The 26,748-nt window shown below is 76.1% G+C and carries 2 protein-coding genes; both read left to right on the top strand.

The features are described 5' to 3' along the window. Positions 1–11: 11 nt before the first annotated feature. Positions 12–15,380 carry a type I polyketide synthase gene (locus ABT403_RS25070; protein WP_344158455.1) on the top strand — a complete coding sequence of 5,123 codons (15,369 nt, stop codon included), beginning with the start codon at positions 12–14 and terminating at the stop codon, positions 15,378–15,380. Next, on the top strand, positions 15,377–26,665 hold the full coding sequence (locus tag ABT403_RS25065) for a type I polyketide synthase (protein WP_502966015.1): 11,289 nt from the start codon (positions 15,377–15,379) through the stop codon (positions 26,663–26,665). Before ABT403_RS25070 ends, ABT403_RS25065 begins: the two co-directional genes overlap by 4 nt. Positions 26,666–26,748 lie beyond the last annotated feature (83 nt).

Here is a 26,748-nt window from a genome sequence, read left to right as displayed (position 1 = left end):
ACAGAAACCAGATGACGACCGATGTGACCAAGCTCCGCGACTACCTCAAGCGTGCCACCGTCGATCTGCGCCACGCCCGCCAGCGGCTGCGCGAGGCAGAGGGCAAGAACCGCGAACCGATCGCCATCGTGGGCATGAGCTGCCGCTTCCCGGGCGGCGTCGAGTCCCCCGAGGACCTGTGGGACCTGGTCGCCGAGGGCCGTGACGCGATCTCCGGCTTCCCCACCGACCGGGGCTGGGACCTCGACGCGCTCTACGACCCGGACCCCGAGAACCCCGGCACCACCTACACCCGCGAAGGCGGATTCCTGGACGGCGCCGCGGATTTCGACCCCGCCTTCTTCGGGATCGGCCCGCGCGAGGCCCTCGCCATGGACCCCCAGCAGCGGCTCATCCTCGAAGCCTCCTGGGAGGCCGTCGAGCGCGCCGCCCTGGACCCGCAGTCCCTGCGCGGCAGCCGCACCGGCGTGTTCGCCGGGGTCATGTACCACGACTACGTCTCCCGCCTCCCCGCCATGCCCGAGGGCATCGAGGGCTACGTGAGCACCGGCAACACCGGCAGCGTGGTCTCCGGCCGCATCGCCTACACCCTGGGCCTGGAGGGCCCGGCCGTCACCATCGACACGGCCTGCTCCTCCTCCCTCGTGGCCCTGCACCTCGCCGTCCAGGCCCTGAGGCAGGGCGAGTGCGACCTCGCGCTCGCGGGCGGCGTCACCGTGATGGCCGGACCGACGACCTTCGTCGAGTTCAGCCGGCAGCGCGGGCTCTCACCCGACGGCCGCTGCCGGGCCTTCTCCGCCGGGGCCGACGGCACCGGCTGGTCCGAGGGCGTCGGCATGCTGCTCGTCGAACGGCTCTCCGACGCCGTCCGGCTCGGCCACCCCGTCCTCGCCGTGGTCCGCGGTTCCGCCGTCAACCAGGACGGGGCCAGCAACGGGCTCACCGCCCCGAACGGGCCGGCCCAGCAGCGGGTCATCCACCAGGCGCTGGCCAACGGCCTGCTCTCCCCGTCCGACGTGGACATCGTCGAGGCGCACGGCACCGGCACCACCCTCGGCGACCCGATCGAGGCCCAGGCCCTGCTCGCGGCCTACGGCCAGGAGCGGCCCACCGGCCGGCCCCTGTGGCTGGGCTCCGTCAAGTCCAACCTGGGGCACACCCAGGCCGCCGCCGGTGTCGCGGGCGTCATCAAGATGGTCCAGGCGCTGCGTCACGGCGTCCTGCCGAAGACCCTGCACGCGGACGAGCCGACCCCGCACGTCGACTGGTCCTCGGGGGCCGTCTCGCTGGTCACGCGGAACACCGCCTGGCCCGAGACGGAGCCGGGCCGGCCCCGCCGGGCGGCCGTGTCCGCCTTCGGCGTCAGCGGTACGAACGCGCACGTCGTCCTCGAACAGCACGTCGCCCCCGCCGGCCCGGCCGCCGTTCCGGGCCCGGCCGCCGCCTCGGGCACGGCCGTCACCATGGGCGGGTCCGGTGCCTCCGCAACGGTCGATGTCCCCGCCGGGGACGGCGCCTCTGCCCGGGACGCCGCCGCAGGCGGAGACGCGGGATCCGGTAGGGACGCGGCCGCCACGGCCACCTCCGCCGCCGGCCGGGCCGCCACCGTCGGGACCGCCGCCGTCAGTGCCGTCGCCGACCGGGCCGCCACCCTCGGGACCGCCCTCGCCGGCCGGGCCGCCACCCTCGGCAACGCCATCGCCGACCGGGCCGCCACGCTCGTCGGCATCGGCGGCGAGACCGACGCCGCCGGAGCCCCGGACGGCGTCCCGCGCCTCACCCCCTGGCCGCTGTCGGCCAAGACCCCGGCCGCCCTCGCCGCGCAGGCCGCCCGCCTCCGCGCCCACCTGGCCGCCCTGCCCGCCGCACCCGGTGCCGGCGCCCCGACGGCCGCCGACATCGCCCACTCCCTCGCCACCACCCGTACCGCCTTCCCGCACCGCGCCGTCCTCCTCGCGGCCGACCGGGCCGGCCTGGACCGGGCCCTGGACCACCTCGCCGACGCCGAGCCCGGCACCCCCACCCCCGCCGGCACCGAGGTGGTGCGCGGCACCGCCGACGACACCCGCCAGGCCGCCTTCGTCTTCCCCGGCCAGGGCTCCCAGTGGGCCGGCATGGCCGTCGAACTCCTCGACACCGCCCCGGTCTTCGCCGACCGGCTGCGCCAGTGCGAGGAAGCCCTCGCCCCCCACGTCGACTGGTCGCTCACGGACGTCCTGCGCGGCGCGCCCGGCGCCCCCGGTTTCGACCGGGTCGACGTCGTCCAGCCCGTCCTGTTCGCCGTGATGGTCTCGCTGGCCGAACTGTGGCGCTCCGTCGGGGTGCGTCCGACGGCCGTCGCCGGCCACAGCCAGGGCGAGATCGCCGCCGCGGCCGTCGTCGGCGCGCTCAGCCTGGAGGACGCCGCGAAGGTCGTGGCCCTGCGCAGCCGGGCGCTGACCGTGCTGTCCGGCCGGGGCGGCATGCTCTCCGTCGCCCTGCCCCTGGACCGGCTCACCCCCGCCATGGCGCCCTGGGGCGAGCGGCTGTCCGTCGCCGCCGTCAACAGCCCGTCCTCCCTCGTCGTCTCCGGCGACGGCGACGCCCTCACCGAACTCCGTGACGCCCTGCACGCCGACGGGGTCCGGGCCCGGCTGATCGCGGTGGACTACGCCTCCCACTCCGCGCACGTCGAAGCCGTCCGCGAACGCGTCCTCGAAGCCCTCGCCGACATCACCCCCCGCGCCTGCGAGGTGCCGTTCTACTCCACCGTCACCGGCGGCGTCGTGGACACCGACCGGCTCGACGCCGAGTACTGGTACCGCAGCCTGCGCCGCACCGTCCGCTTCGAGGAGGTCACCCGCGCCCTCGTCCGCGACGGGCACGGCGCCCTCATAGAGGTCAGCGCCCACCCGGTACTGACCATCGGCATCCAGGAGACCCTCGACGACCTCGGCGGCGGCGCCGTCGCCCTCGCCACCCTGCGGCGCGACGAGGGGGGCACCGACCGCTTCCTGCGCTCCGCCGCCGAGGCCCACGCCCACGGCGTCGCCCTCGACTGGCCGGCCCTCCTCGCCGCCCCGGACGCCCGCCGGATCCCGCTGCCCACGTACGCCTTCCAGCACGAGCGCTACTGGCTCGAGGCCCCCCACACCCCGGCCGACGCGGCCGGCCTGGGCCTCGTCCCGTCGGACCACCCCCTGCTCGGGGCCGTCACCACCCTCGCCGACGCCGACGGCCTGCTGCTGACCGGCCGCCTGTCCCGGCACACGCACCCCTGGCTGGCCGAACACGAGGTGCTGGGCGCGGTCATCCTCCCCGGCACGGCCTTCGTGGAACTCGCCGTCCGGGCCGGCGACCACCTCGGCTGCGAGGAACTGGCCGAACTCGCCCTCCAGGCACCGCTGGTCCTGCCCGAACAGGGAGGCGTCCTCGTCCAGGTCGCGGTCGGCCCGGACGACGGCTCCGGAGAGCGGCGCTTCGCCGTCCACTCCCGCCCCGACACCGCCGCCGACGACGCCTGGACCTGCCACGCCACCGGCGTGCTCGACTCCGCGCCCGCCACGGCCGCCCCCGCCGGCGCGCCGGAGCCGGCCGACTGGCCGCCCGCCGGCGCGGCCCCCGTCGACCTCGACGGCTTCTACGCCGGACTCGTCGCCCGCTCCTTCTCCTACGGCCCGGTCTTCCAGGGCCTGCGCGCCGCCTGGCGGCTCGGGGACGAGGTGTTCGCCGAGGTGGCCCTCCCCGAGGAAGCCCGCGCGGAAGCCGACCGGTACGGACTGCACCCGGCCCTGCTGGACGCGGCGCTGCACGCCGTCGGCTTCGGCCCGCTCGGGGACATGGGCACCGGCCGGATGGCCTTCTCCTGGGAGGACGTCCGCCTGCACGCCGCCGGAGCCGCCCGGCTGCGGATCCGGCTGACCCCGGCCGGCCCCGACGCGGTCGCCGTCACCGCCTCCGACGACGCCGGGCGCGCCGTGGCCACCGTCGGCACGCTCACCTTCCGCGAGGTCCGCGAGGAGCACCTGAGGGCCGCGCTCACCGAGCACCACGAGTCCCTCTACCGGGTGGAGTGGCAGACCCGGCCGGTCCCCGGCACGGCCTCCGCCGCCGCCCCCTGGGCCCTCATCGGCGCCGGGGAGGCGGACCTCCGGGAGACCGCCGCCGCCCTGGAAGCCGGCGGTACGCGGGCCGACGCCCACCCCGACCTCACCGCCCTGGCCGCGGCGGTCACGGCCGGCGCACCCGTCCCCGCGACCGTGGCCGTCCTCCTCCCCACGCCCGCCGGCGCGGCCGACGCCGACGCCGACGCCGGGACCGTACGGGAGACCGCCCGGGCGGCTCTCACCCTGCTGCGGGACTGGCTGGCCGACGACCGCTTCGCCGCCTCCCGGCTGGTCCTCCTCACCCACCGGGCCGTCCCGGCACCGGGCAGGGACGCCGACGCGGCGGGCACCGCGGACACCCGCCCCGAACACGCCCCCGTCTGGGGCCTGATCCGCTCCGCCCAGTCCGAGCACGCCGACCGCCTCGTCCTCGCCGACACCGACGCCACCCCGGACTCCCTGCGCCGCCTGCCCGCCGCCGTCGCCACCGGCGAACCCCAACTGGCCCTCCGCGACGGCGTGATGTCCGTACCGCGACTGGCCCGCGTCCCGGTCGGGACGGAACCCGCCACCGTTCCCGCCCTCGACCCCGAGGGCACCGTACTGATCACCGGAGGCACCGGCGCCCTCGGCCGGCTCGTCGCCGCCCACTTCATCACCACCCACGGCGTCCGCAACATCCTCCTCACCAGCCGCCGGGGCCCCGAAGCCGAGGGGGCATCCGCGCTCCAGGAGGAACTCACCGCACTCGGCGCCACCGTCACCGTCGCCGCCTGCGACGCCGCCGACCGCGACGCCCTCACCGCCCTCCTCACGGCCGTCCCCGCCGACCGGCCGCTCACCGCCGTCGTCCACGCCGCCGCCGTCGTGGCCGGCGGACTCGTCGACTCCCTCACCCCCGAGGACCTCGACCTGGTCCTGCGCCCCAAGGTCGACGCCGCGCTCAACCTCCACGAACTGACCCGCGGCCTGGACCTCTCCGCCTTCGTCCTCTTCTCCTCCCTCGCCGGCACCCTCGGCGGCGCCGGCCAGGGCGCCTACGCCGCCGGCAACGCCTTCCTCGACGCCCTCGCCCACCGGCGCCGCGCCCAGGGCCTGCCCGCCTCCTCCCTCGCCTGGGGCGTCTGGGACGAACGCGGCGACCAGACCCGCCTCGCCGACGAGGACCTGCGGCGCATGACCCGCGCCGGACTCGTCCCCCTCACCGCCGAGGAGGGCCTGCGCCTCCTCGACACCGCCCGCACCCTGGACCACGCCGCCCTGGCCCCGGTACGCCTCGACCCGGCCGCCCTGCGCGGCCAGGCGGCCGGCCCCGTACCCGCCCTGCTGCGCGGACTGGTCCGCACCACCGCCCGCCGTACCGCGCACAGCGCCGCACCCGGCGCCGGCGGCCTCTCCGCCGAGCTGTCCCGGCTGGCGGCCCTGCCGCCCGCCGAGCGCGAGGACACCGTCCTCACCCTCGTACGCGACCAGGTGGCCGCCGTCCTCGGCCACGCCACCCGCGAGGCCGTCGACCCCGGCCGGGCCTTCCGGGAACTCGGCTTCGACTCGCTGGCCGCGATGGAGCTCCGCAACCGGCTCGCCGCCGCCACCGGCGTCCGCCTGCCCGCCACCGTGGTCTTCGACCACCCCACCCCCGCCGCCCTCGCGGCCCACCTCCTGGACGAGATCCCCGGCGGCCACCCCGGCACGGCCCTCGTCACCGCCGCGCCCGCCACGCCCGGCCGCCCCGCCGCCACCGGCGCCGAGGAGCCCATCGCCATCGTCGCCATGAGCTGCCGCCTGCCCGGCGAGGTCCGCAGCCCCGAAGACCTCTGGAACCTCCTCGCCGACGGCACCGACGCCATCACCGGCCTGCCCGCCAACCGGGGCTGGGACCTCGACGCCCTCTACCACCCGGACCCCGACCACCCCGGCACCAGCTACGTCAGGGAAGGCGGATTCCTGCACGACGCGGGCGAGTTCGACCCCGGCTTCTTCGGCATCTCGCCCCGCGAGGCCCTCTCCATGGACCCCCAGCAGCGCCTCCTCCTGGAAACCTCCTGGGAGGCCTTCGAACGGGCCGGGATCGACCCCGCCACCCTGCGCGGCACCCGCACCGGAGTGTTCGCCGGAACCAACGGCCAGGACTACGCCATCGGCCTCTCGACGCAGCAGACCGAGGGCATGGAAGGGCACCTCCTGACCGCCAACTCCGCCTCCGTGGTCTCGGGCCGGGTCGCCTACACCTTCGGCCTCGAAGGCCCGGCCGTCACCGTCGACACCGCCTGCTCCTCCTCCCTGGTCGCCCTGCACCTGGCCGCGCAGTCGCTGCGCCGCGGCGAATGCGACCTGGCCCTCGCGGGCGGGGTCACCGTCATGTCCACACCGGGCGCGCTCATCGGCTTCAGCCGCCAGCGCGGCCTGGCCCCCGACGCCCGCTGCCGCGCCTTCGCCGCCTCGGCGGACGGTACCGGCCTCGCCGAGGGCGCCGGCATGCTCCTGGTGGAGCGGCTGTCCGACGCCCGCCGCAACGGCCACCGGGTCCTGGCCGTCGTACGGGGCTCCGCGATCAACCAGGACGGCGCCTCCAACGGGCTGACCGCCCCCAACGGGCCCGCGCAGCAGCGGGTCATCCGCCAGGCCCTCACCGACGCCGGACTGTCCGCCGTGGACGTCGACGCCGTCGAGGCCCACGGCACGGGCACCACCCTCGGTGACCCCATCGAGGCCCAGGCCCTGCTGAAGGCCTACGGCGCGGGCCGCGAGGCCGATCGGCCCCTGTGGCTGGGCACGGTCAAGTCCAACATCGGGCACACGCAGGCGGCGGCCGGTGTGGCGGGTGTGATCAAGATGGTGATGGCGATGCGTCACGGGGTGCTGCCGAAGACCCTGCACGTGGACGAGCCCTCGCCGCACGTGGACTGGACGGCGGGGGACGTGCGGCTGCTGGCCGAGGCCCGTGAGTGGTCCGAGTACGACGGCCGTCCGCGCCGGGCGGGCGTCTCCTCCTTCGGCGTCAGCGGCACCAACGCCCACGTCATCGTCGAAGAGGCCCCGGCCGACCCCCTCACCGGTGCGGCGAACGACGGCCCGGACCGGGAGGCCCCCGCGCCGCTGCCCGTTCCCTGGCTGATCTCCGCGAAGGACGAGAACGCGCTGCGGGCCCAGGCGGAACGCCTGCTGGCCCACGTCCGCTCCGGCGACCGCCCCGACGAGACGGACGTCGCCCTCTCCCTGGCGACCACCCGAGCCGCCTTCCCCCACCGCGCGGTCATCACCGGCCACGACCGGGACGAGCTGCTGCGCGGCCTCGCCGCCCTCGCCCACGGCGAGACCCCGGGACCGGAGACGGTGACGGGCACGGCACCCGCGGGGGCCAGCCGGACCGCCTTCCTGTTCTCCGGGCAGGGCAGCCAGCGGCTGGGCATGGGACGTGAACTGCACGCCGCCTTCCCGGTGTTCGCGGACGCTTTCGATGCCGCCTGTGCCGCTGTGGATCCGCATCTCGAACTCCCGCTGAAGGACGTGGTGTTCGGTGAGGACGCGGAGCTGCTGCAGGAGACGCGGTTCACCCAGCCGGCGCTGTTCGCGGTCGAGGTGGCCCTGTTCCGTCTGCTGGAGTCGTGGGGTGTGCGTCCGGACTTCCTCGCCGGGCATTCGGTCGGCGAGTTCGCGGCGGCCCATGTCGCGGGTGTGCTGTCGCTGGAGGACGCGGGGAAGCTGGTGGCCGCGCGGGGCCGGCTGATGCAGGAGCTGCCGTCCGGTGGTGTGATGGTGGCGGTGCAGGCTTCCGAGGAGGAGGTGCGGGCCCTGCTGCCCGGTCTTGAGGACCGGGTGGGTATGGCTGCCGTCAACGGGCCTGTGTCCGTGGTGCTTTCGGGTGCCGAGGACGTCGTGGCGGAGCTGGTTGGGAAGCTCGCGGCAGAGGGCCGCAAGACCAAGGCCCTGACGGTTTCGCACGCCTTCCACTCCCCGTTGATGGATCCGATGCTCGACGCCTTCCGCGAGGTCGCGGAATCGGTGGTCTTCGAGGCTCCGCGGCTTCCGGTCGTCTCCACCCTGACGGGAGCCCTGGTCACGGCCGAGGAGTTCTGCTCCGCCGATTACTGGGTGCGTCATGTCCGTGAGGCCGTCCGTTTCGCCGACGCCGTCACCACGCTGGCCGCCGAAGGCGTACGCACCTTCCTGGAGGTCGGCCCCGGCGGTGTGCTGACCGCCCTGGCCCAGGAGTCCCTGGACGAGCACGCCGTCACCGTTCCCGTCCTGCGGGCCGACCGCGCCGAGGACCTGGCCGTCAGCACCGCCCTCGCCCGGCTGCACGTCCAGGGCACCCCCGTCGACTGGGAGGCGGTCCTCGCGGGCCGTGGCGCCCGCCGGGTGGACCTGCCCACCTACCCCTTCCAGCACCAGCCGTTCTGGCTGGTCCCCGCGGGCTTCCGGGAGACCGGCCCCGAGGCGGCGGACCCGGCCGAGGCCGCCTTCTGGGACAGCGTCGAGAACCAGGACCTGGCCGCCCTCGCCGAACGGCTGGAGGTCGCCGGGGACTCCCCGCTCAGCTCCGTCCTGCCCGCGCTGTCCCAATGGCGCCGGCGCCAGCGCAGCCGTTCCGTCGTCGACTCCTGGCGCTACCGGATCTCCTGGCAGCCGCTGACCGGCGGCCGGGACACCGCCGAGCTGACCGGTACCTGGCTGCTCGCCGTCCCCGGGGACGGGGAGGACGACGTCGTCACCGCCGTCTCCGAGGCCCTGACCCGCCACGGCGCCGAGGTCGCTCTGCTGCCCGTACCCACCGACGAGACCCGTACCGGGCTCGCCGCCCGCCTGCGCCGCGAGCCCGGGGCGACGGAGCCGGCCGGTGTGCTCTCCCTCCTGGCCCTCACCGACGAGCCGCACCCGGACCACCCCGACCTGCCCGCCGGGCTGGCCCTGACCACCCTGCTCGTCCAGGCCCTGGGCGACGCGGGGCTCACCGCGCCCCTCTGGTGCGCCACCCGGGGAGCCGTCGCCACCGGCCGCTCGGACACCCCGACCAGCGCGTGGCAGGCCATGGTCTGGGGCCTCGGCCGCTCCACGGCCCTCGACCACCCGGACCGCTGGGGCGGACTCGTCGACCTGCCCGCCGCCCTGGACCGGCGGGCCGCCCGCCGTCTCGTCTCGGTGCTCGCCGACCGGACGGAAGGCGAGGACCAGATCGCGATCCGGCCCTCCGGCGTCTTCGTCCGCCGCCTGGCCCGCGCCCTCGCCGCCGACACCTCCCCGGCGGACCGGACCTGGCAGCCGCGCGGCACCGTCCTGATCACCGGCGGCACCGGCGCCCTCGGCGCCCACGTCGCCCGGCACCTCGCCCGCAACGGCGCCGAGCACCTCGTCCTCACCGGCCGACGGGGCCCGCAGGCCCCCGGGGCGCCCGAACTCGCCGCCGAGATCGAGGCACTGGGAGCCAGGGTCACCCTCACGGCCTGCGACCTCTCGGACCGCGAGCAGGTGGCCGCCCTCCTCCGGGACCTCGCGGAGGACCACCACCCGCTCACCGCCGTGATCCACGCGGCCGGCCTGCCGCAGTTCACCCCCACCGACACCCTGACCCCGGCCGACCTCGCCTCCGTCGTCGCCGCCAAGGCGGCCGGCGCCCGGCACCTGGACGAACTCCTGGCCGACCGGGACCTGGACGCCTTCGTCCTGTTCTCCTCCGTCGCCGCAGCCTGGGGCAGCGGCAGCCAGGCCGCCTACTGCGCGGCCAACGCCCACCTCGACGCCCTCGCCGAGCAGCGCCGGGCCCGAGGACTCGCCGCCACCTCCGTCGCCTGGGGGCCCTGGGCCGACGGCGGCATGGCCGGTGACGACGAGGCCGAGGCCCACCTGCGCCGGCGCGGGCTGCCCGCGATGTCCCCGGACACCGCGATCGCCGCACTCCAGCGGGCCCTGGATCTCGACGAGACCACGGTCGTCGTCGCCGACGTGGCCTGGGACCGGTTCGCCCCCGCCTTCACCCTCGCCCGGCCCAGCGCTCTCCTCGCCGACCTGCCCGAGGCCCGTGCGGCCCTCGCGGCCGCCCGGGGCGGGGCGGACGCCACCGGCGCGGACGAGGACACGGCCCCCTCCCGTACCGCCGGACTCGCCGCGCTCCCGGCCGCCGAGCGCCACCGCGTGCTCCTCGATCTGGTCCGGGCCGAAGCGGCCCGGGCCCTGGGCCACCCGGACCTGACGGCGGTGGCCTCCGAACGCTCGTTCAAGGACCTCGGCTTCGACTCCCTCACCAGCGTGGAACTGCGTAACCGGCTGAACGGCGCCACCGGGCTGCGTCTGCCCGCCACCCTCGTCTTCGACCACCCCAACGCGGAGGCCCTCGCCGCCTTCCTCTCCGCCGAGGTGTCCGGACACGCCCCGGCCGCGCTCCCGGCGGGCGGCCCCGCACCGGCCGGACCCGCCGGGACGGCCGCTCCCGACGAGCCGATCGCCATCGTCGCCATGGGCTGCCGCTTCCCCGGCGGCGCCGACACCCCCGAGCAGCTCTGGCAGTTGCTCGCCGACGGGGTCGACGCCGTCACCCCCTTCCCCGCCGACCGGGGCTGGGACCTCGACTCCCTCCACCACCCGGACCCCGAGCACCCCGGTACCACCTACGTCAGCGAGGGCGGGTTCCTCCACGACGCGGGCCGCTTCGACGCCCGTTTCTTCGGGATCTCCCCGCGCGAGGCCCTGGCCATGGACCCCCAGCAGCGGCTGCTCCTGGAGACCGCCTGGGAAACCCTCGAACGGGCCCGCCTCGCCCCCTCCTCCCTGCGCGGCAGCCGCACCGGTGTGTTCATCGGCTCCGGCTACCAGGGCTACGGCGCCACCCCGGGCGCCCTGCCCGACGGCGTCGAGGGACACCTCCTCACCGGCACCTCCAGCAGCGTCATGTCCGGCCGCATCGCCTACGCCCTGGGCCTCGAAGGCCCCGCGCTCACCGTGGACACGGCCTGCTCCTCCTCCCTGGTCGCCCTGCACCTGGCCACCCAGGCCCTGCGCCAGGGAGAGTGCGAACTGGCGCTCGTCGGCGGGGCGGCCGTGATGGCCGGCCCCAACGCCTTCGTCGAGTTCAGCCGCCAGCGCGGGCTGGCCGCCGACGGCCGCTGCAAGCCCTTCGCGGCGGCCGCCGACGGCACGGGCTGGGGTGAGGGCGTCGGCATGCTGCTCGTGGAGCGACTCTCGGACGCCGTGCGCAACGGGCACCCGGTGCTCGCGGTGGTCCGGGGCAGCGCGGTCAACCAGGACGGCGCCTCCAACGGCCTCACCGCCCCCAACGGCCCTGCCCAGCAACGGGTGATCCGTCAGGCCCTCGCCAACGCCGGGCTGACGCCGGCGGACGTGGACGCCGTCGAGGCGCACGGCACGGGCACGGCCCTCGGCGACCCGATCGAGGCCCAGGCGCTCCTCGCGACCTACGGTCAGGACCGGCCGGAGGACCGGCCGTTGTGGCTGGGCTCCCTGAAGTCCAACATCGGCCACACCCAGGCCGCCTCCGGCCTGGCGAGCGTGATCAAGACCGTACTGTCGCTCCGGCACGGCCTGCTGCCCAAGACCCTCCACGTGGACGAGCCCTCCCCGCACGTCGACTGGTCGGCGGGAGCCGTCCGGCTCCTGACCGAGCCCGTGGCCTGGACGGACACGGACCCCGCCCGGCCGCGCCGGGCGGCCGTCTCCTCCTTCGGGGTGAGCGGCACCAACGCCCACACCATCATCGAGCAGGCCCCCGCCACCCCTGCGGAGCCGGCGGAGGCCCCCGACGCCCGGGGCGGATGCCTGCCCTGGATCGTCTCCGGCGGCGACGAGGCGGCCCTGCGCGAGCAGGCCCGCAACCTCCTCGCCCACACCCGCTCCCACCCCGGGCTCACCCCGGCCGACCTGGCCCTCTCCTTGGCAGAGTCCCGCACCGCCCTGCCGCACCGCGCGGTGGTGCTGGGCACGACCACCGAGGAACTGGGCGCAGGCCTGGCCGCCCTCGGCCAGGGCGAACCCTCGGCGGACCTCGTACGGGGCCGCACGGCCGGTTCCCGGTCCGGGACGGCGTTCCTGTTCTCGGGTCAGGGGAGTCAGCGTCTGGGGATGGGGCGTGAGTTGTATGAGGCGTTCCCGGTGTTCGCGGATGCGTTCGATGCGGTGTGTGCGCGGGTGGACGGGTATGTGGACCGGCCGTTGCGGGAGGTGGTGTTCGGTGGGGATGCCGGGTTGCTGGAGCGGACGGAGTTCGCTCAGCCGGCGTTGTTCGCGGTGGAGGTGGCGTTGTTCCGGCTGGTGGAGTCCTGGGGTGTGTGTCCGGACTTCCTGGCGGGGCATTCCGTCGGTGAGTTCGCGGTGGCGTATGTCGCGGGGGTGTTCTCGCTTGAGGACGCGGTGAAGCTGGTGGTCGCGCGGGGCCGGCTGATGCAGGCGCTGCCGGCGGGTGGGGTGATGGTGGCGGTGGAGGCCTCGGAGTGCGAGGTCCGTGAGCTGCTGGCGATCTCCGAGGGCGAGGCGGGCATCGCGGCCGTCAACGGTCCTTCCTCGGTGGTGCTTTCGGGTGCCGAGGGGGCCGTTGGACGTGTCGTCGAGAAGCTGTCGGCCGAGGGTCGCAGGACGAAGGCCCTGACGGTCTCGCACGCTTTCCATTCCCCGTTGATGGATCCGGTGCTGGGCGATTTCCGTAAGACGCTGGAATCGGTGTCGTTCGGGTCTCCGGTTCTGCCGGTGGTGTCGACGTTGACGGGTGCCGTGGTGTCGGCGGAGGAGTTCTGCTCCGTGGACTACTGGGTGAGTCATGTCCGTGAGGCGGTGCGGTTCGCCGACGCGGTCGAGGCGTTGGCGGCGGAGGGTGCCGGTGCGTTCCTGGAGGTCGGTCCGGGTGGTGTGCTGACGGCGCTGGCCGCATCCGTCCTGGACGGGGATCGGACGGCGGTGGCGGTGCTGCGTGGTGACCGGCCGGAGGAGACGGCGGTCCTGACGGCTATGGCGCGTCTTCACGTGCAGGGGACGCCGGTGGACTGGACGGCCGTCCTGGCCGGGCGGGGTGCCCGCAAGGTGGACCTTCCCACCTACGCCTTCCAGCACGACCACTACTGGCTGACGCCGCAGGCCGCACCGGCCACCCACACCACCGCACCGGCCGACGCGGCGGAGGCGGAGTTCTGGGACACCGTCGAGAACGGGGAACCGCAGGCCCTCGCCGCGCGGCTCGGGCTGGCGGCCGGAGCGCCGCTGGACTCGGTGTTCGGCGCGCTCTCGGCATGGCGTCGCGAGAGCCGCACCCGCAGCACGCTCGACGGCTGGCGCTACCAGGCGGTGTGGCAGCCCCGCACCGGCCTGCCGGCCGCCGCCCCGTCGGGGACCTGGCTGGTCGTGGCCCCGGACGCGGCCACCGCCGAGCCCTACGCCCGGATGCTCCGGGAGCGGGCCGCCGACCCCCTCCTCGTCACCGTCACCGACCCCGGCGCCGACCGCAGGACGCTCGCCGCGCTGCTGCGCGACGCGGGGGCCGTGGGCGGCGCACTGGTGGCCGGAGTCCTGTCCCTGCTGGCCCTGGACGAACGCCGCCACCCCCGGCACACGGACCTGCCGGCCGGCCTCACCGCCACCGTCGCGCTCGTCCAGGCGCTGGGGGACCTGGAGGCCGGGGCGCCGCTGTGGTGCCTCACGAGCGGGGCCGTGGCCGTCAGCGGCTCCCGGCAGGTCACCCGGCCGCTCCAGGCCCTGGTCTGGGGTCTGGGACGCGCGGTCGCCCTGGAGAGCCCGGCCCGCTGGGGCGGCCTGGTCGACCTCCCCGCCACCGGTGCCGCATCCGGATCCGGCGCCCCCGACGAGGGGACGCTCGCCCGGCTCGCCGAGGTCCTCGGCGGGGCCGACGGCGAGGACCAGCTCGCGGTGAGCGCCTCCGCGACCCTGGTCCGCAGGCTGACCCGGATGCCCCGCACCACCGGGGACGTCGCCGCCGACGGCGGCTGGAAGCCCCGGGGGACCGTCCTGATCACCGGCGGTACGGGCTCGCTCGGCGGGCACACCGCCCGCTGGCTGGCCGGGGCCGGTGCCGAGCACCTGGTCCTCGTCGGCCGGCGCGGCGAGGCCGCCCCGGGCGCGGCCGAACTCGCCGCCGAACTGCGGGAGTCCGGGGTGCGGGTGACGGTCGCCGCCTGCGACGTCGCCGACCGGGAGGCCCTGGCGGGCCTGCTGGACGGGCTGTCCGCAGATCCCGCCCCGCTGACCGCCGTCGTCCACGCCGCCGGGCTCCCGCAGTTCACCACCGTCGCGGAGACCACCCCCGAGGAGCTGGCCGCCGTGGTCTCGGCCAAGGTGGCCGGCGCCGTCCACCTGGACGAGCTGCTCGCCGGCCGGGAGCTGGACGCGTTCGTCCTCTTCTCGTCCGTCTCCGGCGTGTGGGGCAGCGGCAGCCAGGCCGCCTACTCCGCGGGCAACGCCTTCCTCGACGCGCTCGCCCAGCACCGGCGGGCCAAGGGGCTCGCCGCGACGGCCGTCGCCTGGGGCCCGTGGGCCGAGGGCGGAATGGCCGCCGACGGCGGCGCGGAGGAGTACCTGAGGCGCAGCGGACTGCCCGCGCTCTCCCCGGCACTGGCCGTCGCGGCCCTGCGACTGGCCATGGACCGGGACGAGACCGCCGTGGTCGTGGCGGACGTCGACTGGCCGAGGTTCGCGCCCTCCTTCACCATCGGCCGGCCCAGCGCCCTCCTCGCCGGCCTGCCCGAGGCGCGGGCCGCGCTGGCCGCCGGCGCGGCCGACGACACCCCCGGCGCCGCCGCCCCCGTGGCGCAGGACCTCGTACGGGAGCTGTCCGGCCTCGGCCCCGAGGACCGGTACGAGCTGCTGCTGGAGCTGGTGCGCAAGGAGGCCGCGGCGGTACTCGGCTACCCGGCCACCGACGCCATCGAGCCCGACCGGGCCTTCCGGGACCTCGGCTTCGACTCGCTCACCGCGGTCGAACTCCGCAACCGGATGGGCGCGGCGACCGGGCTCCGGCTCCCGGCGACGCTGGTCTTCGACCACCCCACCCCCAGCGCCCTCACCGACGGGCTGCTGAGCGCCCTGCTGCCCGCAGGGGCGGCGGACGGCGCCCCGCAGGAGGGCCCGGACGAGGAGCGGGTCCGCCGCGCCCTCGCCACCGTCCCGCTGGCCCGGCTGCGTGCGGCGGGGCTAATGGAAGCCCTGCTGGGCCTGGCCGCCGGAGCTGCGGACACCGCACCCGGCCCCGACCACGGGGATCCCGACACCGACGCCGGCTCCGCCATCGCGGACATGGACGTCGACCACCTCATCGAACTGGCGCTGGGCGACAGCGAAGCCTGACCAACGGCCTGAGTACGGAGCACATCATGACCACATCGAACGACAAGATCGTTCAGGCACTGCGCGCCTCCCTCCAGGAGACCGAGCGGCTGCGCCGCGAGAACCGGAAGATGACGGCCGATGCCCGCGAGCCCATCGCCATCGTCGCGATGAGCTGCCGCTTCCCCGGCGGCATCGGCTCCCCCGAGGAGCTGTGGCGCCTCCTGGCGGAAGGCGGCGACGCGATCTCCGGCTTCCCCGCCGACCGCGGCTGGGACCTCGACGCCCTCTACGACCCCGACCCGGACCACGCCGGCACCTGCTACGTCCGGCACGGCGGATTCCTCGACGGCGTGGGCGAGTTCGACGCCGGATTCTTCGGGATCTCCCCGCGCGAGGCCCTGATGATGGACCCGCAGCAGCGGCTGCTGCTGGAAACCGCCTGGGAGGCCTTCGAACGGGCCGGGATCGACCCGGCCACCCTGCGTGGCTCCCGCACCGGGGTCTTCGCCGGTACCAACGGCCAGGACTACGCCCGGCTTTCCACCTCCCCGGAGGACTTCGACGGATACCTCGGGACCGGCAACGCCGCCGCCGTCATCTCCGGACGGCTCGCCTACACCTTCGGCCTCGAAGGCCCCGCCGTGACGGTCGACACGGCCTGTTCCTCCTCCCTCGTCGCCCTGCACCTCGCCGCCCAGGCCCTCCGTAAGGACGAGTGCACCCTCGCCCTGGTCAGCGGGGTGACGGTGATGTCCACGCCCGGTGCCTTCATGGAGTTCAGCCGGCAGCGCGGGCTGGCCGCCGACGGCCGCTGCAAGCCCTTCTCCGCCGCCGCCGACGGCACCGGCTGGAGCGAGGGCGTCGGCATGCTGCTCGTGGAGCGCCTCTCCGACGCCCGCCGCCACGGCCACCGCGTGCTGGCCGTGCTCCGGGGCAGCGCGGTCAACCAGGACGGCGCCTCCAACGGGCTGACCGCCCCCAGCGGGCCGGCCCAGCAGCGGGTCATCCGCCAGGCCCTGGCCGACGCCCGGCTCACCGCCGCCGAGGTGGACGCCGTCGAGGCGCACGGCACCGGCACCTCGCTCGGCGACCCCATCGAGGCCCACGCTCTGCTCGCGACCTACGGCCAGGACCGTCCGGACGGACGGCCGCTGCTGCTGGGCGCGCTCAAGTCGAACATCGGCCACACCCAGGCGGCGGCCGGCGTGGCCGGGGTCATCAAGATGGTGATGGCGATGGAGCACGGCCTGCTGCCCGCCACCCTGCACCTCGACGAGCCGTCCCCGCACGTGGACTGGTCGGCGGGCGCCGTCCGGCTGCTGACCGGGGCCGTCGCCTGGCCGCAGACCGGCGGGCCGCGCCGGGCGGGCGTCTCCTCCTTCGGGGTGAGCGGCACCAACGCCCACGTCATCCTGGAACAGCCGGCCCCCGAACCGGCCCCCGAAACCGTCCTCGAACCGGCCCCCGACGTCGTCCCCGTCCGGCCCCCGCTCCTGTGGCCCCTCTCCGCCCGCACCCCGGAAGCCCTGCCCGAGCAGGCCCGACGGCTCGTGGCGTACGTACGGGAACACCCGCACGCCGAGCCCGCCGACATCGCCCACGCCCTCGCCACCACCCGCGCCCGACTGCCCCACCGCGTGGCCGTGGTGGGCGGCGACCGCGAGGAGCTGCTGGCCGCCCTCGACGCCTTCGCCCGCCGCGAGCCGACGGGCCGTGCCTTCGAGGGCAGGGCCCGCAAGACCAAGACGGCGTTCCTCTTCTCCGGGCAGGGCAGCCAGCGCCTGGGCATGGGCCGTGAACTGCACACCGTCTTCCCGGTGTTCGCCGAAGCCTTCGACAAGGCGTGCGCGGCGCTGGACCCGCATCTCGAACTCCCGCTCCGCGAGGTGGTGTTCGGAGAGGACGCGGAGCTGCTGCAGGAGACGCGGTTCACCCAGCCGGCGCTGTTCGCCGTCGAGGTGGCGCTGTTCCGGCTGGTGGAGTCCTGGGGCGTACGCCCGGACTTCCTCGCCGGGCACTCCATCGGCGAGTTCGCGGCGGCGCACGTCGCGGGCGTGTTCTCCCTCGAGGACGCGGCCAAGCTGGTGGCCGCCCGCGGCCGGCTGATGCAGGAACTGCCCCCGGGCGGCGTGATGGTGGCGGTCCAGGCCTCCGAGGAGGAGGTAGGGGCCCTGCTGCCCGGATTCGAGGACCGGGCCGCCGTCGCCGCCGTCAACGGACCCGCGTCCGTGGTCCTTTCGGGCACCGAGGACGCGGTGGCGGAGCTGGCCGGGAAGCTCGCGGCCGAGGGCCGTAGGACCAAGGCCCTGACGGTTTCGCACGCCTTCCACTCCCCGCTGATGGAACCGATGCTCGACGCCTTCCGCGCGCTCGTCGAGACCGTCCCCTTCGCCGCACCGGCCCTCCCCGTGGTCTCCACCGTCACGGGCCGCCGCCTGACCGCCGCCGAACTGGCCGACCCCGCGTACTGGGTGGACCAGGTGCGCGAGGCGGTCCGGTTCGCGGACGCGGTCCGGTACCTAGCCGACGCCGGGGCCTCGGTGTTCGTCGAGATCGGGCCCGGGGGCGTACTGTCCGGCCTGGCCCAGCCCCTGCTGGACGAGGACTCCGCCCACGCGGTACCGCTGCTGCGCACGGACTCCGCCGAGGAGACGGCCGCCGTCTCCGCGCTGGCCCGGCTGCACGTCCACGGAGTCCCCGTCGACCCGACCGCCCTGTGCGCGGAGCGCGGCGGCCGGCCGGCCCTCCACGACCTGCCCACCTACGCCTTCCAGCGCCGCCGCTACTGGCTGGAGTCCACGGCCTTCTCCGGCCGGACCGCCCCCGACGCCGCCGGGGCCGCCGACCCGGCGGAAGCCGGATTCTGGGACTCCGTGGAACGCGCCGACCTCGCGGCCTTCGCCGAGCGCCTCGGCCTCGCCGACGACGCGCCCCTGAGCTCGGTCCTCCCCGCCCTCTCCCTCTGGCGCCGCGACCACCGGGAGCGGTCCACGCTCGACGGCCGGCGCTACCGCATCGCCTGGCAGCCCGCCACCGCCACCGCCCCCGGCCGTCCCGGCGGCAGCTGGCTGGCCCTCGTCCCCGCCACCCGCCCCGCCGACGACCCGTGGACGGCCCACGTCCTGCGGGCCCTGGAGGAGCACGGCGCGACCGTACGGCCCGTGCCCGTCGCGCCCGGCGCCGGCCGGGAGGAACTCGCGGACCTGCTGCGCACCGCCGCCCACGAGCACACCGCCGACGGGATCCTGTCCCTGCTGGCCCTCGACGAACGGCCGCACCCGGCCCACCCCGTGCTGGCCGAAGGCCTCGCGGCGACCCTCGCGCTGATCCAGGCCCTCGGCGACGCGGGCGTCGACGCCCCCCTGTGGTGTGCCACCCGGGGCGCCGTCTCCACCGGCACCGCCGACCCGCTGCGCAGCCCCCGGCAGGCCGCCGTCTGGGCCCTCGGCCGGACCGCCGCACTCGAACACCCGGGCCGCTGGGGCGGCCTGGTCGACCTCCCCGAGCTGCTCGACGACCGCGCGGCCCGGCGCTTCGCGGCCGTCCTCGCGGGCGCCCACGCGGAAGAGGACCAGCTGGCCGTGCGCGGCGCGGGCGTCTTCGTACGCCGTCTGCTGCGCGCCCCCCAGGGCGGCTCCGGGCGGTCCGCGCCCGCCCCGCAGCCGCACGGCACCGTCCTGATCACCGGCGGCACCGGGGCCCTCGGCGCCCACGTGGCCCGCTGGCTCGCCGGGGCCGGAGCACGGCACCTGGTCCTCACCAGCCGCCGGGGACCGGCGGCGGCCGGCGCCGACGCCCTCCGCGCCGAACTGGAGGAACTCGGCGCCCGCGTCACCATCGAGGCCTGCGACGTCGCCGACCGGGAGGCCGTGGCCCGGCTGCTGGCCGGCCTCCCGGGGGAACACCCCCTCACCGGTGTCGTCCACGCCGCCGGAGTCGGCACTCCGGCCATGCTGGCCGACACGACCGCCGAGGAGTTCGCCGCCGTCCTCGCCGCCAAGGCGGCCGGCGCCCACCACCTCGACGAGCTGCTGGCCGACCGGGACCTGGACGCCTTCGTCCTCTTCTCGTCGATCTCCGGCGTGTGGGGAGCGGCCGGACAGGCCGCGTACGCGGTGGCCAACGCCTCCCTCGACGCCCTCGCCGAACACCGCCGCACCCGCGGCCTCACCGCCACCGCCGTCGCCTGGGGCCCCTGGGCCGGCGGCGGCATGGTCGAGGACGGCGACGCCGAGGACCGGCTCCTCCAGCGCGGACTGCCCGCCCTCACCCCGCCGGCGGCCATCGTCGCCCTGCGCGCCGCCCTCACCGGCGACGAGACGGCGGTGACCGTCGCGGACGTCGCCTGGGAGCGCTTCGCCCCCTCCTTCACCCTGCTGCGGCCCAGCCCGCTGCTGCACGGAGTCCCCGAAGCCGTCGCCGCCCTCGCCGGGGCGGCCGACGGCGAGGCCTCCGACGGCCGGGGCGACGGCGAACCGACCGAGTTCGCCCGCCGGGCCGCCGCCCTCACCGGCTCCGAACGGGCCCGGGCCGTCCTCGCCCTGGTACGGGCCGAGGCCGCCGCCGTACTCGGCCACCCCGACGCCGGCGCGGTCCCGGCCGACCGGGCCTTCCGCGAACTCGGCTTCGACTCCCTCACCGCGGTGGAACTGCGCAACCGCCTCGGCCGGACGACGGGGGTCCGGCTCCCCGCCACCCTCGTCTTCGACCACCCCTCCCCGGCCGCCCTGGCCGCCCACCTCCTGACGGAACTCACCGCGGCCGTCACCGGCCGGACCGCCGCCCCCGCGCCGGCCGCCGCCGCCCGCGCCGCCGCCGACGACGGCGAGCCCATCGCGATCGTCGCCATGAGCTGCCGCTACCCCGGCGAGGTACGCGGCCCCGAAGACCTCTGGCGGCTCGTCGCCGAGGGCCGCGACGCGGTCGGCGGCTTCCCCGCCGACCGGGGCTGGGACCTGGACTCCCTCTACGACCCCGACCCCGACCGGCCCGGCACCACGTACGCCAGGGACGGCGGCTTCCTCTACGACGTCGCCGACTTCGACCCCGCCTTCTTCGGGATCTCCCCGCGCGAGGCCCTCGCCATGGACCCCCAGCAGCGGCTCCTGCTGGAGACCGCCTGGGAGGCCTTCGAACGCGGCGGCCTCGACCCCACCTCCCTGCGCGGCACCGGAACCGGCGTGTTCATCGGCTCCGGCTACCAGGACTACGCCTCGCGCCTGCTGAGCGTCCCGCAGGACCTGGAGGGCTACATCGGCACCGGCAGCTCCGCGAGCGTCGTCTCCGGCCGGATCGCCTACTCCTTCGGCCTGGAGGGGCCGGCGCTGACCGTGGACACGGCCTGCTCCTCCTCCCTCGTCGCCCTCCACCTCGCCGCGCAGGCCCTGCGGCGCGGCGAGTGCGACCTCGCCCTGGCCGGCGGGGTGACCGTGATGTCCAGCCCCAACGCCTTCATCGAGTTCAGCCGCCAGCGCGGGCTGGCCGCCGACGGCCGCTGCAAGTCCTTCGCGGCGGCCGCCGACGGCACCGGCTGGGGCGAGGGCGTCGGCCTGCTCCTGGTGGAGCGGCTCTCCGACGCCCGCCGCCACGGCCACCCCGTGCTCGCCCTCGTACGGGGCTCCGCGATCAACCAGGACGGCGCCTCCAACGGCCTGACCGCCCCCAACGGCCCGGCCCAGCAACGGGTGATCCGCCAGGCCCTCGCCGACGCGGGACTCTCCCCGGCGGACGTCGACGCGGTCGAGGCGCACGGCACCGGCACCACCCTCGGCGACCCGATCGAGGCCCAGGCGCTCCTCGCCACCTACGGTCAGGACCGGCCGGAGGACCGGCCGTTGTGGCTGGGCTCCCTGAAGTCCAACCTCGGCCACACCCAGGCGGCGGCCGGGGTCGGCGGCATCATCAAGATGGTCGAGGCCATGCGCCACGGCCTGCTGCCCAGGACCCTGCACGTGGACGCCCCGACCCCGCACGTGGACTGGTCGGCGGGAGACGTCCGGCTGCTGACCGAGCCCGTCGACTGGACACCCGGCCCGGAACGCGTCCGACGGGCCGGTATCTCCTCGTTCGGGGTGAGCGGCACCAACGCCCACGTCATCATCGAGCAGCCCCCCGTGGAGTCCCCGGCACCCGCCGAGGCCCGGCCCGAACCGCGGCCGGTCCCGTGGCTGATTTCCGCGAGCGGCCCCGAGGCCCTGCGCGAACAGGCCGCACGCCTCCTCGACCACATCGAGCAACACCCCTACCTGGAACCGGCCGACGTGGCACGGTCCTTGGCCACCTCGCGCGCCGCGCTGGAACACCGGGCTGCCGTCCTCGGCACGCTGCGGGAGGACTTCCTGCCCGCCCTCCGCGCCCTGGCCGCGAACGACGCGGCCACGGCGGGGGATTCCGCCATCACGGGCACGGCCGGTTCCCGGTCCGGGACGGCGTTCCTGTTCTCGGGTCAGGGGAGTCAGCGTCTGGGGATGGGGCGTGAGTTGTATGAGGCGTTCCCGGTGTTCGCGGATGCGTTCGATGCGGTGTGTGCGCGGGTGGACGGGTATGTGGACCGGCCGTTGCGGGAGGTGGTGTTCGGCGGGGACGCCGGGTTGCTGGAGCGGACGGAGTTCGCTCAGCCGGCGTTGTTCGCGGTGGAGGTGGCGTTGTTCCGGCTGGTGGAGTCCTGGGGTGTGCGTCCGGACTTCCTGGCGGGGCATTCCGTGGGTGAGTTCGCGGTGGCGCATGTCGCGGGGGTGTTCTCGCTTGAGGACGCGGTGAAGCTGGTGGTCGCGCGTGGCCGGCTGATGCAGGCGCTGCCGGCGGGTGGGGTGATGGTGGCGGTGGAGGCCTCGGAGTCCGAGGTCCGTGAGCTGCTGGCCGGTTCCGAGGGCGAGGCGGGCATCGCGGCCGTCAACGGTCCTTCCTCGGTGGTGCTTTCGGGTGCGGAGGGGGCCGTCTCCCAGGTGGTGGCCAAGCTGGTGGCCGAGGGTCGCAGGACGAAGGCCCTGACGGTTTCCCATGCTTTCCATTCCCCGTTGATGGATCCGATGCTGGGCGATTTCCGTAAGACGCTCGAATCGGTGTCGTTCGGGTCTCCGGCCTTGCCGGTGGTGTCGACGTTGACGGGTGCCGTGGTGTCGGCGGAGGAGTTCTGCTCCGTGGACTACTGGGTGAGTCATGTCCGTGAGGCGGTGCGGTTCGCTGACGCGGTGGAGGCGTTGGCGGTGGAGGGTGCCGGTGCGTTTCTGGAGGTCGGTCCGGGGGGTGTGCTGACGGCGCTGGCCGCATCCGTCCTGGACGGTGACCGGACGGCGGTCGCGGTGCTGCGGGGTGACCGGCCGGAGGAGACGGCGGTCCTGACGGCTGTGGCGCACCTCCACGTTCAGGGGACGCCGGTGGACTGGACGGCCGTCCTGGCCGGCCGGGGTGCCCGCAGGGTCGACCTTCCCACCTACGCCTTCCAGCACGACCGCTACTGGCTCGAAACCGGGACCGCCGCCGGGGACCTCGCCGGCGCCGGCCTGGGCTCCGCCGGGCACCCGCTGCTCGGCGCCGCCGTCGCCCTCGCCGAGGGCGAGGGGCTGGTCCTGACCGGCAGGCTCTCGCTCTCGGCCCAGCCCTGGCTGGCACAGCACCAGGTCATGGGGGCGGCCCTGCTCCCCGGAACGGCCCTGGTGGACCTCGCCATCCGGGCCGCCGACGAGACCGGCTGCGACCGGGTCGAGGAGCTCACCCTCCAGGCCCCGCTGGTCCTGCCCGCCCAGGGCGCCGTGCGGATCCAGGTCACGGTGGCCGGCCCCGACGAGACCGGACGCCGGAACGTCAGCGTCCACTCGCGGCCGGACGGGACCGGCCCCGAAGGGACCGTCCCCGACGGGCCCTGGACGGCCCATGCAACCGGCGTGCTCGCCCCGCCGGCCGGCGCCACGACGGAGGAGGACCTCGCGCAGTGGCCGCCCGCCGATGCCGAGGCCGTCCCCGTGGAGGGCTACTACGAGCGCCTGACCGAACTCGGCTTCGGGTACGGACCCCTCTTCCAGGGGCTGCGGACCCTGTGGCGGCGCGGCGACGAGGTGTACGCGGAGGTCTCCCTCCCGCAGGACACCGAGGCCGAGGCCGAGGCCGCGGGCTTCGGCGTCCACCCGGCGCTGCTGGACAGCGCCCTGCACGCCGTCGGCCTCGGCGGGCTGCTGCCCGACACCGGCCGGGGCCGCATCCCCTTCGCGTGGAGCGGCGTACGGCTTCAGGCGACCGGTGCCACCGAGCTGCGGGTGCGGCTGACCTCGCCCGCCCCGGACACCGTGTCCCTGTTCGCCGCCGACGGCACCGGCCGGGCCGTCGTCACCGTCGACTCCCTCGTCCTGCGGACCGTGACGGCCGATCAGCTGCCCGACGCCGGCCCGGTCGACCACCAGGACACCCTCTACCGGCTGGACTGGCCCGTGCTGCCGCTCGACCCGCAGGAGGACGCCGACCGTACCGCCGGACCCCTCGTCCTGGCCGGGGACCACGCGGGCCTGCTCGCCCTCCTGGACGGCCTCGGCGACCGGGACCGGCTCGCGGACACCGTCCTCGTCCCGGCACCGAGCGGCCCCCTCGGCGCACCCGAGGCGGAGCGGGTCCACACCGTCACCCGGGAGGGCCTCGCGCTCCTGCGGACCTGGCTCGCCGACGAACGGACGGCGGGCTCCCGGCTGGTGCTGCTGACCGGGGGTGCCGTCGCCCCCGAGCCCGGGGCCACCGTCACCGACCCGGCCCACAGCGCCCTGTGGGGGCTGGTCCGCTCCGCGCAGTCGGAGAACCCCGGCCGGCTGGTCCTCGCCGACCTGGCCGCCCCGCAGGCACCCGCTCCCGGCAGCGCGGAGGAACGCCTCCTGGCGGCCGCGCTGGCCACCGGCGAACCGCAGTTCGCCCTGCGCGGCGCCACCGCCCACGTCCCCCGCCTCGCCCGCCGGACCGCCGCCGACGCCCTGCGCCCCGCCCCCGGTGCGGCGGGCTGGCGGCTGACCACCGGCACTGCGGGCACCGCCGCCGGCACCCTCGACGCCCTCGCGCTCACCGAGAACCCGGCCGCCACCGCCCCGCTCGGCCAGGGGCAGGTCCGCATCGCCGTCCGCGCCGCCGGGGTCAACTTCCGGGACGCCCTGATCGCCCTCGGCATGTACCCGGGCGAGGCCACCCTCGGCAGCGAAGCGGCCGGCGTCGTCGTCGAGACCGGGCCGGGCACCTCCGGCCTGGCGGTGGGGGACCGGGTGTTCGGCATGATCCCCGAGTCCTTCGGCCCCCTCGCCGTCGCCGACCACCGGATGGTGGCCCGGATGCCGCACGGCTGGACCTTCACGGAGGCCGCCTCGGTGCCCATCGTCTTCCTGACGGCCTACTACGCGCTGGTCGACCTGGCAGGGCTGCGGGCCGGGCAGACGCTGCTGGTGCACTCGGCGGCGGGCGGCGTCGGCATGGCCGCCACCCAGCTCGCCCGCCACCTCGGTGCCGAGGTCTACGGCACCGCCGGACCCGGCAAGTGGGCGGCCCTGACCGCAGCCGGCGGCCCGGACTCCGACCACCTCGCCTCCTCCCGCGACCTCGGTTTCGAGGAGCGGTTCCGGAGCGCGACGGCCGGCCGGGGCGTGGACCTCGTGCTCAACTCCCTGGCCGGGGAGTACGTGGACGCCTCCCTGCGCACCCTGGCCGACGGCGGCCGCTTCCTCGAAATGGGCAAGACCGACGTCCGCGACCCCCGGCAGGTCGCCCGGGAACACCGGGGCGCCGTCTACACCGCCTTCGACACCATCGAGGCGGGCCCCGACCGGATCGGCGCCATGCTCCACGAGCTCGTCGCCCTGTTCGAAGCCGGGGCCCTGCGGCCCCTGCCCGTCACCTGCTGGGACGTCCGCCGGGCCCCCGAAGCCCTGCGCCACCTGAGCCAGGCCCGGCACATCGGCAAGCTCGTCCTCACCGTCCCCGCCGCACCCGACCCCGAGGGCACCGTCCTCGTCACCGGGGCCACCGGGGCGCTGGGCGGGCTCGTCGCCCGCCACCTGGTCACCGGCCACGGTGCCCGCCACCTGCTGCTCACCAGCCGGCGCGGCGCGGCCGCCGACGGGGCCGCGGCGCTGCGCGAGGAACTCCTCGCGGCCGGCGCGACGACCGTCACCCTCGCGGCCTGTGACACGGCCGACCGGGAGGCGCTCGCCGCCCTGCTGGCCGCCGTCCCCGCCGGCCGGCCGCTGACCGCCGTGGTCCACGCCGCCGGAGTCCTCGACGACGGCCTGGTCACCTCCCTGACCCCCGACCGGCTGGAGGCCGTCCTGCGCCCCAAGGTGGACGCCGCGCTCCACCTGCACGAACTGACCCGGCACACGGACCTGGCCGCCTTCGTGCTGTTCTCCTCGGTCGCCGCGACCCTGGGCAGCGCGGGCCAGGGCAACTACGCCGCCGCCAACGCGTTCCTGGACGCCCTGGCCCAGCGCCGCGCCTCGGCCGGCCTGCCCGCCACCTCCCTGGCCTGGGGGCCCTGGGCCGACGGCGGCATGGCCTCGGGCATGGACGCGTCCGGGCAGGACCGGATGGCCCGCTCCGGCCTGGTCCCCTTCCGCCCGCAGGAGGGCCTCGCGCTCTTCGACGCGGCCCGGGCCGGAGAGCGGGCCGTCGCCGTACCCGTACGGTTCGCCACCGCGGCCCCGGCCGGACCGGGCCCGGATGGGCAGCCGTCCGTACCGGCGGTCCTGCGCGGCCTGCTGCGTCCCGCCGCCCGGCGCACCGTCCGGGAGGCCGTGGCCGGCGGGGGCCCCGACGCCCTGCGCGAGCGGCTGGCCCGCCTGTCCGGGCCCGAACGGGACGGCGCCCTGCTGGACCTGGTGCGCACCCAGGTGGCGGCCGTCCTCGGGCTCGGCGGCCCCCGCGAGGTGGACCGCGACCGGGAGTTCAAGCTGCTGGGCTTCGACTCCCTCACCTCGGTGGAGCTGCGCAACCGGCTGAACTCCGCCACCGGACTGCGGCTCCCGGCCACCCTCGTCTTCGACTGCCCCACCCCCGTGGCGCTCGCCGCCCGCATCGGCGCCGACCTCGCGCCCGAGGCGGCCCCGGCGCCGTCGGCCGCGTCGGTGTTCGGGGAGATCGACCGGCTGGAGCGGGCCCTGGCCGCCGTCGGGGCCGACGACGAACAGGTCCGCTCCCGGATCAGGACCCGCCTGCACGGCGTGCTCGCCGCCCTCGCCGAGGACCCCGCCCCCACCCCCGGCGCGACCTCCGACGAGCGGCTCCGGAGCGCCACCGTCGACGACATCTTCGCGCTCATCGACGAGGAGCTCGACGGCTCCTGAGCACCCGGAAGCGCCCGGACCAGCAGGTGCACACGACCGCGGCCGCACCACCGCACCCCTTCCCGACACTTCTCGACGGGTGA

It is taken from the genome of Streptomyces sp. NPDC000075 (assembly GCF_040301925.1).
Classification (GTDB): Bacteria; Actinomycetota; Actinomycetes; order Streptomycetales; family Streptomycetaceae; genus Streptomyces; species Streptomyces polychromogenes.
The sequence above is the reverse complement of the archived record's forward strand: the minus strand, read 5'-3'. Positions and strand labels throughout refer to the sequence as shown.